Genomic DNA, 13,731 nt, shown 5'->3' with positions numbered 1-13,731 from the left:
CCGTTCTCCCAGGCGATCTCCTCGGGCACGGACACGGGCAGGTCCTGCGAGTGCTCGACGGCGCGGACGAACTCAGCCGCCTCATGAAGCGACTCCATGGTGCCGGTATCCAGCCACGCGTAGCCGCGGCCGAGGGTGACCACGGACAGCGCCCCCTCCTCCAGGTACATCTGGTTGAGCGTGGTGATCTCCAGCTCTCCGCGGGCCGACGGCTCCACCTTGTGCGCCTTGGCGGCCACGTCGCCCGGGTAGAAGTACAGGCCGGTGACGGCGTAGGAGCTCTTGGGGCGCTCGGGCTTCTCCTCGATGGAGACGGCCCTCCCCTCGCGGTCGAACTCCACGACGCCGAAGCGCTCGGGGTCGTCCACGTGGTAGCCGAAGACCGTGGCGCGGCCCGACTCCGCGTTCTGGACGGCGCGCGTCAGGTGGCGGGAAAGGCCGTTGCCGTAGAAGATGTTGTCGCCGAGCACCAGGGCGCACGGCTCGCCGGCGATGAACTCCTCACCGATGGTGAAGGCCTGCGCGAGGCCGTCGGGGCTGGGCTGTTCGGCGTAGGAGAGGTTCACGCCGTAGCGCGAGCCGCCCCCGAGCAGGCGCTCGAAGTTGGGGAGGTCCGTCGGCGTGGAGATGACCAGGATGTCCCGGATGCCCGCCAGCATGAGGGTGGACAGCGGGTAGTAGATCATGGGCTTGTCGTAGACCGGCAGCAGCTGCTTGGAGGTCACGAGCGTGAGCGGGTACAGGCGCGTGCCGGACCCGCCGGCGAGGATGATGCCTTTCAAAGTTATCTATCTCCTCTATTCATTAAAACTAAAAGGCCATAGTTTTATTCGGTCTATCGACGGCCGAAAACCGCCTTAAGACGTCTAAACGAGCTATGAACTACATCCCTATTGAGAATTAGGAAACAAGAGTAAAGAAGCAGGTAACCGAAAATCGCAATATGCACTGGAGCCCACAAGGTAAAAGAAATGAATACGAATGTTAAAACAACCTCCTGTAGGGGATTATGTGTCGGGAAGGCATGTAAGCACTTATTCAAATAACGCTCCGAACAGAATGACCTTAAAACAATGCACGCAACCGCGCCAATCAGAACCGCTTCGATTGACCCGAAGCAATAAACGCCTATCAATGAGAAAATGGCACTTCCCACAACCGTTGTCAGATTCACCGCAAGGAGAAGTTTCTCTTTGCGCAAGACCTTGAAATACGTTGTGCAGCAAATATCCATCTTGGTATTGAAAACGCAGATCGGCAAGAGAAGTGCGAAATAGCCCATACTCGCAGCGTATTGCGGAAGCCAGATAGAAAGGAGCATCACCATTGGGAAATAGAACAAGTAGATTGCTGGGAAAAACACCTCCATCGCGTCTCTAATTCCCTGATAGAAAGAGCGCCTCTCATCTTCCGATCCCTGCCTTAACGCAGGAAAGAGAACCATACTTGCTTGAGAAACAAATGAAGTGAAAAAATTGACGATGGAAAGAGAAAAAGAAACGTTTCCGAAAGCCTCGATTCCCCAAGCACAATCAACCAAAGCCCTAGCAATTCCTAAAATGAGTATGTTGGCAACATTAGCCAGCATAAGGCCAAAGCCGATTTTGATGCTTGAGGCGGCAAGCCTTATCGAATTCTTGAGATCAAGTACTCCGGCTTTAAAAAACTCTCTGCTATGCCAGCAACAGTACACTAATGCGCAAAACCGCGATAAACAGTAGAGAATGATGTAAGGTCTGAAATCCGAAAGACGAAGGACGACAAAGATAATAAGCGGAACCAAGAAAACAAGTCGATCGAGCATGGTCGAAAACGAAAAGAGCCTAGTCTCATTCATAGCTTGAAAAACATAGCCAAGATATAGTTGAAGATTTGATATTACGGTATACAGTGAAAAGGCATAGATTACGAAAGCCCTCTCCTCTTCGGGCGTAATCATTATAGATAATATGCAGAATGCGATTCCGACTAAAACTTGCAGCAACACTGCAACCCTAAACTGGGAATTGATGGCTACTTTATTAATTTCATTTCTCGTTTTTCCACCCTCAACTAGATAAACGCCGTCGTTCAGACCAAAGTGGAAAAACCCTGAATATCCAGCATAGAAAATAAACAGTTGCCAATATCCATAGCTTGTTACCCCAAGAACTTTGGGGACGAGTAGGGACATAACAAAACTTACAACAAGAGAAATACCCTGTGCGGAAAAGGCAACGAGTGCATTCGTCACAAGCTTCTTATAGTTCATCCGTTAATAAAACCCCCAAAGAAACCAGCTAGTAATGAGAGGTCTCATTACTAGCTGCCTACATATCGCCTTTCAGGCCAGAACTTTCCTCGGTACGAGCAAATCTCATTAGAAAGAGCACCGAAACTGCCATGAAGATGACAGTTAAGAGAGATGTTGGATTCATGTATTGATGGAAAAGAAAGTCTGCAATCGGAAGATATGCCACCGAAATGCCGACCCAAGAATAAATCAACAGCAGAATGATCCGCCAACGAACGGAAATCTTCACGCCAGAGTTACGTAAAACATTGTACATAGAACCAAATAACAAGCCCTGAAAGGCCAAAACAATGCACATCCCAATTGGACCGAAATCATGAAGGTAATAACGGAAAGCTGTGTAAAGGTTGCCAATGTTGACATTATTGACAAACCTGTACTCAAGCTGGAATGTGTAAGTCCAATCGGAAATTCCGAATGTCTTGCCTAAAAATAGCCAGAGACCTTGAAACGTTTCAGAGCCGAACAGATCGGCTGGGGCAGTGGATAACTCCGGCTTGGCAATAAATTGGTCTAGTCCGATTATCGACCCACCCAAATAAGTCATGAGAGAATCAAAGGGAGTCTTGACGGTCACCCTACCCACGGCGTCTGCGCCGAAAACAAAAATAGCGAGACCGAAAACCACAGCCGCAAGAATGAGCATCACCGCACCGAAATTAATGCGTACCGCATTGACACTCACGCAATTTCGAAGAATCCAGAACATGATGACGCCGGCAAACAGCATAACGATAATCTGACCGCGAGAAGACTGCCCCAGCGAGGCTAAGCAATATATAACGGGTGGAACTAAATACGCCCATCGTTTCTCCTCGGAAACAAGAAGCTCGTTCACGAATGCGAACACGTACACATAGCCAACAGCCATAAATAGGCGGAAGCCATAGTTGATCGGCGTTGATATTCCAGAGCTGAAATTATCATCAAAAGAAGTATGCCATCTGTACGCTTGCATGGTCTCCGACCAAGAACCCCTCATTCCGACGCTGTCAACGATGGCATGGATATAGAGGTAAGAAATAACGGCGCCGAAAAGACAAATGATAGCTGTTACATTATTTGGGACATCAATATGCAGGGACCATTTCTGCGACTGAGTATTTAAATTAACAGTTTTTCTTTGTCGATGGTCGCATGCCAATGTTGCCGGGCCTACGAAGCTTATAAGGCCAACGCAAACTGTAAGCACGGTCACAAGGTTAATCCCGGTGTTCCATGCCCAACAATCATAAATCGACGCACCAGTGCATAACAAAAAAGCGAAGCACGCAAGGGAAGAAGGGCATAATAAGTCGCCATCATTAAAATAATAGACGAAGAAAGTGACAATAGCGACAAGTAAGAACAGAATAATAGACTCAGCCATATTACCTACAGCCTGTTCAAAACGGCTTTTATTGCAAAGGCGCGAGCCATACTTCGCGTTGGGAAGGGGCAATGGAGAAGCTTCATCCCGATTTTTATGCGCAAATACAACGACGTTGGCATCTTCGCATACGTCCTAACAAGATTGGCTTCGTCTCGTCCCATGACATTCTCGTATCCATCTAGTAGATAAGCCGCAACCCGAGTTTGGCAATGTGTGCTCTTCTTGATGATGCGCTTCCAACGTGTCGCGACAGACTTAAATGACTCCGTTGACTCTAAATTACGCTGGCCAACTTGATTGTCTCCAGAAATTCGTCTTTTGATATAAGCATCGCCCAAATCCGCTACAACAGCACCAGAAACCATGGCAATCAAATGAATCCAGCTATCATGGATTCTTGGATATGTACGAGGCTCATAAGTGATAATCTGCTCCCTAAGTTGGGAGTTAAACACCATAGTGCAGCCGGACGCCCAATTAACAGTTAAAGCAGCAATTAACCATTGGCTGCATCCAATCCAGGAGGAGTACTCCCTTGAGCCACCGCTAAGGTCACAATTGACATTCTCAATATCCGAATAGTAAAGCGCAGGCTCGTCATGAACCTGCGCTTCAATCTGACGAATAGCATGTATCAGCTTTTCCGGGAGCCAGACGTCATCTTGATCTGAAAAGGCATAATAATTGAAGCCAAGCGCATTATCGTCGTAGACCATATCCATGAAGTTTTTAGCCAAGCCTTTATTTACCTTGTTAACTTCAAACAGAACATTGTCGTACTTCGAAGCATACGATTCACATATAGAAGGAGTTGAGTCATTTGATCCGTCATCGCAGATACGAAGGGTCACATGAACGTCCTTCTGCGCGAGGATACTGTCTATCTGCTCATTGATAAACTTCTCACCGTTGTAGCTGGCCATCATGACTAGCACGGTGGGCTTGTCGTCTTTAAACGCATCATTCATGCTCTGCCCACCCCGCGAACATGGCAGAGTACATTTCGTGAAGAGTATGGCTTGGTTGCCAGCCAAGATTCATGAGCTTGGAACAATCAAGATCAAGGACCGCGCCAGGCCTGAATGTCTTTGCCCTCTCGGCATCTTGCCCGAACACAACAGTGCTCTTGCCCAATCCAAAATCTTCAACTACCATCTGCGCCATCTCTAGAATGCTACAGAACGTAGCAGGATTTGCAGCGTTGTAGGCCTCTCCGCTATTCCCATGGACGAGCAGGAATAAGATGGCGGTAACAGCATCGTCAACTGAAAGATAGGAGTTCCGCTTCGATCCATCAGAGAGCAAAACGATATCCTGGCCTGAAACGACACTCCGGCCGAACTCAGCGAACACCCGGCCGTCATCTCGAGGAACACCGACGCCAAAAGTCTGTGCAAGGCGCACTACACTAATCGGAACTCCCAGCTCAGAAGAAGCTGAAGCGAACAAGCATTCCGAAAGGCGCTTGGCCTCAGGATAGCTCGACCGGGGATTCATCGTGTCCAAAGCCCCATTCATCCGCTCGTCAACGCGGCCCTCAACCGATCCGTATACCTCCATAGTCGAAAGACAGACACATTGGCGGAAGGAAGAGGTCGAAAGCAGGTTTATGACTGCATGGGCGGAATCCACTATGTCGGAGATAACCTCAATCGGACTGTGGAGGAAAGCCGTGCTCGAAGTCGGACAAGCCGCGTGAATGAAATAATCGCCCTTGACTGCATCAGAAAATGAATCACCAATTTTCCAAGGGACATAATAAATCGAGTCTGAACGACCAAACATCATCTCCGCTTTAATCACGTTTCTTACGGGAAGAATCAGTTTGATTGATCCGTGGAAATTGTTTGTCCGTTCAATAAGGGTCCTAACGACTTGTGAGCCAATCAGCCCCGTCGCTCCTGTAATGACTACAGTCGACCCATCTATCTTACCCCAGGGCATCGCCTGATTTGCCGCGATATCATGCGCCGTGCGCTGCGCCTCGCTCATCGCCATATCTGCTCATACTCCTTTAAGTCTACGAAACCCTTGAACGTGAGAAAGTCTCGCGGCGTCGTTATTTTTATATTCTCTTCAGGACCATCGACAACAAAAATTTCATGACCGTATTCGCTCATCATTGAAATGGAATCGATGAAGTCGCGTCGCCCTTCTTCGAGTGCTCTCAAATGTGCGCCGTACAGCTCATTAAATATGAATCCTTGTGGCGCCCTCGCTAGTCGGCACTTTGCCCTGTCAGTGACGCCGACAACTTTTCCACCATCGACGGTCACGATCGTTTCAGTGGCGGGAGCAACAGTAGCCGTAGAACCGCAATTTCTTGCAGACTCAGCACAAGCAATAATAGTTTCGCAATCGATAAGGGGTCTCACGCCATCGTGAATGAGAATGACAGTATCTTCATCGGCAAGTTTATTTCTCTTTATATAGGAAAGGCCGTTAAAGATAGACTCCTGTCCGGTTTCACCTCCGGGAATCGAGGCGAGCACTTTGTGGTAGCCCCTTTGCGCTAAAAGATCCCTGAGGTAATCGAGCCAGCCCTCGACGCAGACAATGACTATCCCGTCAACGCAGGGTGCTTCCTCGAACTTGTCAATCACATGACAGATTATCGCTTCACCGCCGAGTTCGAGGAATTGCTTCGGCTTGTCAGCACCACTCATTCTCGATCCAACACCGCCTGCAAAAATAACAGCATACGTTTTACTCATCGTCATCATCACCAAAATCAAGCTCAATGAGACAATGAACCTCGCGTTTGTCCTCAGGAGGCACTTCTTTCCAATCCCCGTACAATTTGGTCAGATATCTGTCGTAATCGCGAGGGACGGGCCAAGAATGATCGCCGAAAGGAAGATATTCGGGCGGGAAATACGAATCTCGACGGATCAGCTCTCCAAAGTAGTACTTACCGCCTGAAGGTATCGTCAGGAATCTAGAAGCCTCGTTTTTACAGAGACCGTTTGCCTTATATGAAAGAAGCGACCAAGAATGCGCGCTTGAAAACGAGAAGATTCTTCCAACAAAAAAGCGCTTACGGTATCCAGCCATTGCTTCGGCATTTTTACCAAACACGCTCTCAATGTAGGCTCTCTGTTCATAGAGTCGCACACAGGAAGCGATATATCGCAAACCTTGGCATAAAACGCCATGACAAAGTCTTATAGCGCCATTATCAGGTGCGTTTTCAAGTAAAAAAATATCAACAAATATACCGTTCGGCTCGTTTGGAGCATGTGCGATTTCGCGAAGTTTCGTACCGCGTTTATATATTCGAATTGCGTTAATCACCGCATCACTAAATGAATCGGGGGCATAAATAAAGTATTTTTCCTCGAATCGTTCCTGTAAAACTGGAGCGAAAACTTCCCATTCTTTGCGCGTTATATTTAAATCAATGTCATCGTCCCAGGGAACGAAACCACGGTGCCTCGCAGCCCCTAGAACTGAACCGCCGCCCAATGTGATTGAAAGACCCAATTCATCCGCAAGGGAGATAACGTCGTCGGCAATATCGGTCATTTCTTTATGCAGCCGCTGCAGCTCTTCACCAGTAATCTCGTGTAAAGGGATAGAAGATTGCCCTGCACGTTTTATATAATCATTTAATCTCATTACGCAAAACCAATCGTATAGGTATTTCTAGCCAGCCTTTGGCACAAGTACTTTCGCAGGCACGCCGATGGCCGTGGAGTCTTCAGGGACATCGCAGAGGACAACGGCTCCCGCGCCAATCTTTGCCCCTTTATGGACGGTGATGTTGCCGAGCAGCACTGCGTTGGCGCCAATCAAGACATCGTCCTCAATGATGGGAGCCCCCCCTCGAGAGCTCCGACGGTGACGTGCTGATAGAGCATGCAGTTCTTTCCAATCACGGCTTTCTCGGAGATGACACATCCCACACCGTTGTGCTGGAACAAGCAGCCTTCACCTATCTCGGCATGGCTTCCGATATGGCATGCAAAGAGAAGCTGCGACAGATGCCTGAAAACTCCAGCCAACGGACGAACAAACTTTGGCCCTTTGGTGCAGGCGTGAGCAGCTTTGTATAGTTTGAAGCATTCATTCATGCTGCTATCCTCTCAGCACGTCCGCAATTCGCTCGCTAGCATGTCCATCTCCGTAAGGGTTGGAGGCGTGACTCATGGCCTCATACTCGGCCTGATCGCTGAGCAAACGGCTGAACTCGCGGTAGATGACGTCCTCCTCGGTGCCCACGAGTTTCAGCGTGCCGGCGGCGACGCCCTCAGGGCGCTCGGTGGTGTCTCGCATGACAAGCACGGGCTTGCCCAGGCTCGGTGCCTCCTCCTGGATGCCGCCCGAGTCGGTGAGGATGAGGTGGCTCGCCGCCATGAAGTTGTGGAAGTCGAGAACCTCGAGCGGGTCGATGATGTGGAGCCTGTCGAAGCCGTCGAGCTCCTCGTGCGCAGCCTTGCGGACGAGCGGGTTCATGTGGATGGGGTAGATTGCCTTGGTGTCGGGGTGCTCCTCCATCACACGGCGGATGGCGCGGAACATGCGGTGCATGGGCTCGCCCAGGTTCTCGCGGCGATGGGCCGTGATGAGGATGAGACGGGAGCCATCCGCCCACTCGAGCTCGGGATGGGAGTACCCCTCGCGCACGGTGGTGCGCAGGGCGTCGATGCCGGTGTTGCCGGTGACCCAGATCTTTGACTCCGGCTTGCCCTCGTTGAGCAGGTTCTGCTCGCTCGCCTCCGTGGGGGCGAAGTAGTGCTCGCTCACGATGTCGACCGCCTGGCGGTTGAACTCCTCGGGCCAGGGGCTGTAGATGTCGTGCGTGCGCAGGCCCGCCTCGACGTGGCCCACGGGGATCTGAAGGTAGAAGCACGCGAGGGCCGCCGCGAAGCTGGTCGTGGTGTCGCCGTGGACCAGGACGACGTCGGGCCTCTCGTCCTCGAGGACGGCCTTGAGCTTGAGCAGCACGTCGCACGTCACGTCGAACAGGGTCTGGCCCGGCTTCATGATCGCCAGGTCTTGGTCGGGCGTCACGTCGAAGACGCGCAGCACCTGGTCGAGCATCTCGCGGTGCTGGCCGGTCACGGTGACGACTGTCTCGAACTCATCTGAACGCGCCTTCAGCTCGTTGACGAGCGGGCACATCTTGATGGCCTCCGGGCGGGTGCCGAAGACGAGCATTACTTTCTTCTTAGACATTGGCCTTGCTCCCCTTTGACTCCTTGCGGAGAAGCATGCAGAAACGGGTGTTACCGACTAGATAGCGCCTCACCAGGCGCTTGGGCTCCTGCATCATGCGGAAGAGCCACTCCAGGTTCGCGCGCTGCATCCACATCGGGGCTCGCGGGATGTTGCCGGAGACGACGTCGAACGAGCCGCCCACGCCCACGAATGCGCCCTTTGCGCCCAGCTCGCGGAAACGCTCGATCAGGCGCTCCTTCTTGGGCGAGGTGATACCCACGAACACGATGTCGGGCTCGGCGTGCTCAACCTCGGCGACCACAGCATCGAACTCGTCGTTGCCGAAGTAGCCGTCACGGTAGCCCGCGAGGACCATATTGGGATACCTCTCGGACAGTACCTCAGCGGTCTTTGCGACCACCTCAGCCTTGGCACCCAGCAGGTAGACCCTGTGCCCCTCGCGCTCAGCCAGCCCGCACAGCTCCCACATGAGGTCGATGCCGGCCACTCGTCCGGGCAGGTCCACGCCCAGCTTCTTGGCGGCCATGACCATGGACGCGCCATCGGCATTCACGATTTCGCATCGGCGCACGCATGCGTCCATCTCTGGATCGTCGCGCATCTGCAGCAGCTTGTCGGCGTTCACGCCAATAAGGTGGGCGAAGCGCCCCTCCTTGATGAGCGCGTCGGTCGCCTCGACGGTCTGCTCCATCGTCCAGGGGTCAACGGGGGCGCCCAGGACTTCGACTCGCCCAGGAAGATCAACCCTTGAACTGGCGTCTTCGTATTTCCATCTAGTCTCTTTAGCAAGCGCCATTTCCGCTGATAACCTCAATCACAGTGAGTAGGATTATTTTCAAATCGAAGAAAATGCCTCGTTTGGCGATATATTCAAGGTCACGACGGACCATCCCGTCGAATCCCGTCGAGTTGCGCTCAGTGACCTGCCACCAGCCGGTGATTCCCGGCTTAACAGCAAGGCGCTGCAGGTCGTAGTCGGTGTACTCCGCAACCTCATTCGGCAGCGGCGGACGAGGCCCAACGACGCTCATCTGACCCAGAAACACGTTGACGAACTGCGGAAACTCGTCGATGGAGTGCTTGCGGATGAATTTTCCGATCCTGGTGACACGGGGGTCCTCCCTCATCTTGAACATGGCGCCGGCGATCTCGTTCTGCTCCTTGAGATCTGCCAGGCGCTCGTCGGCGTCCTTGTACATGGAACGGAACTTCCACATGCGGAAGGTGGACAGGCTGCCATCGCGGTGGGTCTGGCCTACGCGGATCTGGCTGTAGAAGGGGTTGCCCTCGCTCTCTAGGCGGATGGCCGCGGCAAGCACCAGGCTCGGTACGGCGATGACGGCCAGCACGCAGCCGCTGAACACGACGTCAAAGGTGCGCTTGACGGCCCGGTACGCTAGGCGCGAGCGATCCCAGTCCATGATGGATTGCATGGCCCTGTAGCGACCTGCGCCCTCACGCCGGTCCATGGCCTGAGCAATCAGCGCCGCCCCCACGGGCGCATCCGTTGCATATTGAGGTTTATCCGACACGTTCTCTTTCAACACTTCCTCCCCAGATCGGGGATCCTCCCTGTTCTGTGTAGCGTCCGCCAGCAGCTAGGCGATCGCCTTTTTTAGATTGCGCATGACGCGCTGCTCGCTTGAAAGCACGGCAAGGCCAACGCGGGTGGTTACGCGTCGGCCGCACAGATCGAGCTCCAGATAAGCAGTGCTTTTGCGTCTGTTAATGGTTTTGATGAGGCCTTCGTGGCCCAGCAGCGGACCTGCCGTTACTACGACCTGGTCACCGTCTTTTAGGGCCTCGCTCATGGGCACTACGCGGTCTCCCCTATGCGTAAAGCCGCCAATAAGTTGGACCTCTTCTTTTGCCAGCGGCACAAACTGACCGTCCTGGGATAACACCCGGGCAAAGTCGTCCATGCGTAGCAGATACTGTTGCACGGTGCGGGGATCTGCCGTATCGCAGATAAGATAACCGGGAAAGAGTGGCTTGGTCGTATTGACCCATTCTCCATGTACTTTGATTTCGGTTTGAAATTGAGGGTAAAAGAGTTCCTGCATGGCGCTTGCCGGCACCATGCGCTCGATGCGCTCGCGCATTACGTCTTCGCGTCCGTTAATGACCTGGATCACATACCACACGAGCACCACCCCCCTTGCTGTCTTACGTGTGGCTCACGGGGTTTGGGTATGGCTTCGCCAGGGCGCATGTGCGCGAAGGCGCTCCATATTCAAACCCTGAGCCCAGTCAGACAAGCACGTGGCTCTGCCCCACCGTGAACGGTATGTATAAATGCAGTTGCTAGAGACGCGGACGTGTATCGCAAAATGACCGCATCCCCAGCTGGCTGCGTGCGAACCAGTCAAGCGGGAACAAAACTGGACCGCACGCAAACAGCTGAAGGCTGCTGTGGTTCGCCGTAACAACTCATTGAACTGATTCAAGCGAACTTATAAATATCCGCAAAAGCAAGTGAAAAAAGTGCATGGCAATCGATATTGGAGCTCTTGGTTTTTCTAACACCGCCGTTACGGCCGGATGCTGATCGACCCCGTGCTATGTGGCCTGTTAGAGCCGTGAGCACAGCTGAACTCATGTAACATTAGGCATCCTAGCACAAGCTGATAGTGAAACTGATTTGGGTTGTGTCGGACAACATATGCGACAAATCCGTGCTTGGGGGGGTTGTTTGCCTAAGTTGTTCACGTTGACGCAGGTTAATGGGGTGCTGCAACGGGCGCCCGAGTAAATGCAGGCAAACCTCGGCTTTAATACGCAAAAGGATTTGCGTGGTGCTTACGAATAATGTACAAAACTGGGAAATTAATTGCACAACATTTTGCGGGCGTGTGGGCATGGGCGTTGCATTGTGAAGATGCTCATCGCACACTAGGCACGCCCGGCTACAGATTAAACGCATTTTGAGGCGGCTTGTTTGACAACTTTAGGGGTGTAGTTGTCGCAAAATTTGCGACAACTACTGCAGACGGCAAACTTGAACAGGAAAGCAATTTACAAATTTTGCAAAAATGCAGTTCAGGCCGTTAAAAATCATATTCAAAAAAAGGCCACTCAATTGAGTGGCCTTACATTCACGATGGTGGAGACGAGGGGGATCGAACCCCTGACCTCTTGACTGCCAGTCAAGCGCTCTCCCAGCTGAGCTACGCCCCCGTGACGAGGAGATACTATAGGGGAAGTTGACGCGGCGTGCAAGGACTTTTTTGGGTCAGACTCTAAATGTCTCTTGATATAGGTAAGCAATGGCGGTGCCGGTGTGGACTTGGATCGTGGCTGTTGACCTGACGACGTTGCTGATGCCTGTGTCCGCCAACAGGTCCAGGGGGCTGTGGTCTAGCTCCCACTCTAGGCCGTGTTCGCTTACCTCGGTGTTGGGGGCAATGCCGATGATGGAGAACGTCTTGCTCTCGGCGCCCTCAATGGTCCAGGATTCGCCTTCGTGCAGAATGCGAGCTGTGGTCGCGTCCTCGGCAATCCAGACGGGGGCGTCTTTGTAGTTGGCCAGTAAGCCTAGGACGCTTAGGGCCATATCCGGGCGGCCGCCCGTAGCGCAGGTCGCAACCACTTCGGCGCCCGGCCAGCGACGGCGGACGGAATCGAGCGCCAGCGCCAGATCGGTATAGTCCTTGTACGGGTCGTGGCGCTCAACTTCAAAGTCCTCAGCGGCATCAACAAGAGCGCGACCGGCTTCGCTTACCGTATCGGCGTCCCCTACATACACGTCGCAGCTCAGGCGAGCGCCCAGCAGCGCGTCGAGACCGCGGTCCACGGCGACAACGTGGTCGCACTCCCCTACTAGCCTACGCAACAGATCCGCGCTCGCCACCAAGGGCGAGCCGCAAACCACTAATACCTTACAAGCCACAGCTCTCGCCTATCCCTCAAACGCAAGCAGGCGGGCCAGATCCAGCTCCTCGTAGCTGTCGATAAAGATATCGCAGTTGGCGCGCACATCGTCGCGCTTCATGCGGCCGTGCGGGTCATAAATACCTACACGCTTAAAGCCGGCGACCCCAGAACTCCTTAGGCCAAAGACGGCGTCCTCAAACACCCACGCGCGCTCAAACTTGTGCCCGTGGCGCTCTTCTAGGCGGCGCAGCGCCAGCTCGTATACGTCGGGGAACTGTTTGGAGCGTCCTGCCTCGCCCGTCGTGGTAACAAACTCCATGTACGCGTCGAGCCCGGCGCCCGCAAGCGCAGACGTAACCAACTCGGCCGGCGTGGACGTGGCAACGCACAAGGCAATGCCCGCCGCATTCGTCTGCTCCAAAAATGCCAGGAGCCCCTCGCGCGGCGGCACCTTGGAGTACCCATCGATCAGGATGTCGCTCAGCTCGCGATACAGCTCCTCGCCATTCGCTCCAATGCCCCAGGTGTCGTGGTAGGCCTGGCACTCGTCCTCGAGCGACAAATGCTCAAACTGGGCAAAATCGTCGACCGTCACGTCAACTCCGTGGCGGTGCAATAACTCGGGCTGGGCATAGGCCCAAACGGGGGTGCTATTAACCAGCGTGCCGTCGCAATCGAAAATAAAAGCGACATTGGGAGCGGCGGTCTGGGACATAAAAGTACCTTTCGATGTCAAATGGTAAACAACCTGCTAAAAACGTTTTACCAAACGTCAAACCAACAATCAAAAAACCCTTATTGGTAAAACTGTCAAGAGTTTTACCATCGCAATTCTGCCAGTGGTCTAAACATGGCGCTTACCGATTAAACGCCGCCCAAAAACCACTTTCCTTCATAAAAGTAACGTACAGGTGTTATCGTAGTTTCTGCCGAAAGTTCCACCGAGCACGCGAGGTGGAACGAATCATAGAACTATCGCCGTCCCTTCGATTCGTGCAGCCTTGGACCTTTC

General features: G+C 53.0%; 15 protein-coding genes and 1 tRNA gene. 1 reads left to right on the top strand and 15 read right to left on the bottom strand.

The window, feature by feature from the left end; translation table 11 throughout:
- The 8 genes from rfbA to DWW12_RS10105 all read right to left on the bottom strand — a co-directional run.
- The coding region (gene rfbA / locus DWW12_RS01575) for a glucose-1-phosphate thymidylyltransferase RfbA (RefSeq protein ID WP_117854670.1) at positions 1–782 on the bottom strand (782 nt) is incomplete at its 3' end.
- Between the two features lie 53 nt (positions 783–835).
- Complete coding sequence (locus tag DWW12_RS01570; protein WP_117854669.1) at positions 836–2,251, bottom strand: lipopolysaccharide biosynthesis protein; 1,416 nt, start codon at positions 2,249–2,251, stop codon at positions 836–838.
- A gap of 58 nt (positions 2,252–2,309) precedes the next feature.
- Positions 2,310–3,662 carry an O-antigen polymerase gene (locus DWW12_RS01565; protein WP_117854667.1) on the bottom strand — a complete coding sequence of 451 codons (1,353 nt, stop codon included), beginning with the start codon at positions 3,660–3,662 and terminating at the stop codon, positions 2,310–2,312.
- Positions 3,663–3,667: 5 nt separating this feature from the next.
- On the bottom strand, positions 3,668–4,633 hold the full coding sequence (locus DWW12_RS01560) for a glycosyltransferase (RefSeq protein WP_117854665.1): 966 nt from the start codon (positions 4,631–4,633) through the stop codon (positions 3,668–3,670).
- Entirely contained in the window at positions 4,626–5,663 is a 1,038-nt protein-coding gene (locus DWW12_RS01555; RefSeq protein ID WP_117854664.1) for an NAD(P)-dependent oxidoreductase, read from the bottom strand. The genes DWW12_RS01560 and DWW12_RS01555 overlap by 8 nt, the downstream gene beginning before the upstream one ends.
- Positions 5,654–6,379, bottom strand: a complete 726-nt coding sequence (locus DWW12_RS01550; protein WP_117854683.1) for a 2-C-methyl-D-erythritol 4-phosphate cytidylyltransferase — start codon at positions 6,377–6,379, stop codon at positions 5,654–5,656. The genes DWW12_RS01555 and DWW12_RS01550 overlap by 10 nt, the downstream gene beginning before the upstream one ends.
- Positions 6,372–7,283 carry a phosphorylcholine transferase LicD gene (locus DWW12_RS01545; protein WP_117854662.1) on the bottom strand — a complete coding sequence of 304 codons (912 nt, stop codon included), beginning with the start codon at positions 7,281–7,283 and terminating at the stop codon, positions 6,372–6,374. The genes DWW12_RS01550 and DWW12_RS01545 overlap by 8 nt, the downstream gene beginning before the upstream one ends.
- 27 nt (positions 7,284–7,310) lie before the next feature.
- Positions 7,311–7,565 carry a DapH/DapD/GlmU-related protein gene (locus DWW12_RS10105; protein ID WP_117854661.1) on the bottom strand — a complete coding sequence of 85 codons (255 nt, stop codon included), beginning with the start codon at positions 7,563–7,565 and terminating at the stop codon, positions 7,311–7,313.
- Here DWW12_RS10105 and DWW12_RS09990 point away from each other — a divergent pair.
- On the top strand, positions 7,511–7,720 hold the full coding sequence (locus tag DWW12_RS09990; protein WP_233544196.1) for a hypothetical protein: 210 nt from the start codon (positions 7,511–7,513) through the stop codon (positions 7,718–7,720). The genes DWW12_RS10105 and DWW12_RS09990 overlap by 55 nt on opposite strands.
- Positions 7,721–7,742: 22 nt before the next feature.
- Here the strand turns inward: DWW12_RS09990 and wecB are convergent, their stop codons facing one another.
- From wecB to DWW12_RS01505, 7 genes are all read right to left on the bottom strand, one after another.
- Positions 7,743–8,843: a non-hydrolyzing UDP-N-acetylglucosamine 2-epimerase gene (gene wecB, locus DWW12_RS01535; protein ID WP_199570622.1), complete on the bottom strand. Its 1,101-nt coding sequence runs from the start codon at positions 8,841–8,843 to the stop codon at positions 7,743–7,745.
- Positions 8,836–9,642 carry a WecB/TagA/CpsF family glycosyltransferase gene (locus DWW12_RS01530; protein WP_117854657.1) on the bottom strand — a complete coding sequence of 269 codons (807 nt, stop codon included), beginning with the start codon at positions 9,640–9,642 and terminating at the stop codon, positions 8,836–8,838. Before DWW12_RS01530 ends, wecB begins: the two co-directional genes overlap by 8 nt.
- On the bottom strand, positions 9,629–10,390 hold the full coding sequence (locus tag DWW12_RS01525) for a sugar transferase (RefSeq protein WP_233544194.1): 762 nt from the start codon (positions 10,388–10,390) through the stop codon (positions 9,629–9,631). The genes DWW12_RS01530 and DWW12_RS01525 overlap by 14 nt, the downstream gene beginning before the upstream one ends.
- 54 nt (positions 10,391–10,444) lie before the next feature.
- Positions 10,445–10,981: a KOW motif-containing protein gene (locus DWW12_RS01520; protein WP_255413273.1), complete on the bottom strand. Its 537-nt coding sequence runs from the start codon at positions 10,979–10,981 to the stop codon at positions 10,445–10,447.
- A 966-nt stretch (positions 10,982–11,947) separates the two neighbouring features.
- Positions 11,948–12,023, bottom strand: a tRNA-Ala gene (locus DWW12_RS01515).
- Positions 12,024–12,078: 55 nt separating this feature from the next.
- Positions 12,079–12,717, bottom strand: coding sequence for a thiamine diphosphokinase (locus tag DWW12_RS01510; protein WP_255413274.1), 639 nt, complete (start codon positions 12,715–12,717; stop codon positions 12,079–12,081).
- Positions 12,718–12,744: 27 nt separating this feature from the next.
- Positions 12,745–13,434, bottom strand: a complete 690-nt coding sequence (locus DWW12_RS01505; RefSeq protein ID WP_117854652.1) for an HAD family phosphatase — start codon at positions 13,432–13,434, stop codon at positions 12,745–12,747.
- Positions 13,435–13,731 lie beyond the last annotated feature (297 nt).

It is taken from the genome of Collinsella sp. AF14-35 (assembly GCF_003464565.1).
GTDB lineage: Bacteria > Actinomycetota > Coriobacteriia > Coriobacteriales > Coriobacteriaceae > Collinsella.
This window is presented reverse-complemented; position numbering and strand designations above follow the sequence as displayed.

What these genes read in the sequence shown, in the direction of transcription:
- DWW12_RS01530 (WP_117854657.1), bottom strand. Translation starts at nt 9,642, where the DNA reads ATGGCGCTTGCTAAAGAGACTAGATGGAAATACGAAGACGCCAGTTCA.
- DWW12_RS01550 (WP_117854683.1), bottom strand. Translation starts at nt 6,379, where the DNA reads ATGAGTAAAACGTATGCTGTTATTTTTGCAGGCGGTGTTGGATCGAGA.
- DWW12_RS01555 (WP_117854664.1), bottom strand. Translation starts at nt 5,663, where the DNA reads ATGGCGATGAGCGAGGCGCAGCGCACGGCGCATGATATCGCGGCAAAT.
- DWW12_RS01545 (WP_117854662.1), bottom strand. Translation starts at nt 7,283, where the DNA reads ATGAGATTAAATGATTATATAAAACGTGCAGGGCAATCTTCTATCCCT.
- DWW12_RS01505 (WP_117854652.1), bottom strand. Translation starts at nt 13,434, where the DNA reads ATGTCCCAGACCGCCGCTCCCAATGTCGCTTTTATTTTCGATTGCGAC.
- DWW12_RS01560 (WP_117854665.1), bottom strand. Translation starts at nt 4,633, where the DNA reads ATGAATGATGCGTTTAAAGACGACAAGCCCACCGTGCTAGTCATGATG.
- DWW12_RS01565 (WP_117854667.1), bottom strand. Translation starts at nt 3,662, where the DNA reads ATGGCTGAGTCTATTATTCTGTTCTTACTTGTCGCTATTGTCACTTTC.
- wecB (WP_199570622.1), bottom strand. Translation starts at nt 8,843, where the DNA reads ATGTCTAAGAAGAAAGTAATGCTCGTCTTCGGCACCCGCCCGGAGGCC.
- DWW12_RS10105 (WP_117854661.1), bottom strand. Translation starts at nt 7,565, where the DNA reads ATGTGTCATCTCCGAGAAAGCCGTGATTGGAAAGAACTGCATGCTCTA.
- DWW12_RS01570 (WP_117854669.1), bottom strand. Translation starts at nt 2,251, where the DNA reads ATGAACTATAAGAAGCTTGTGACGAATGCACTCGTTGCCTTTTCCGCA.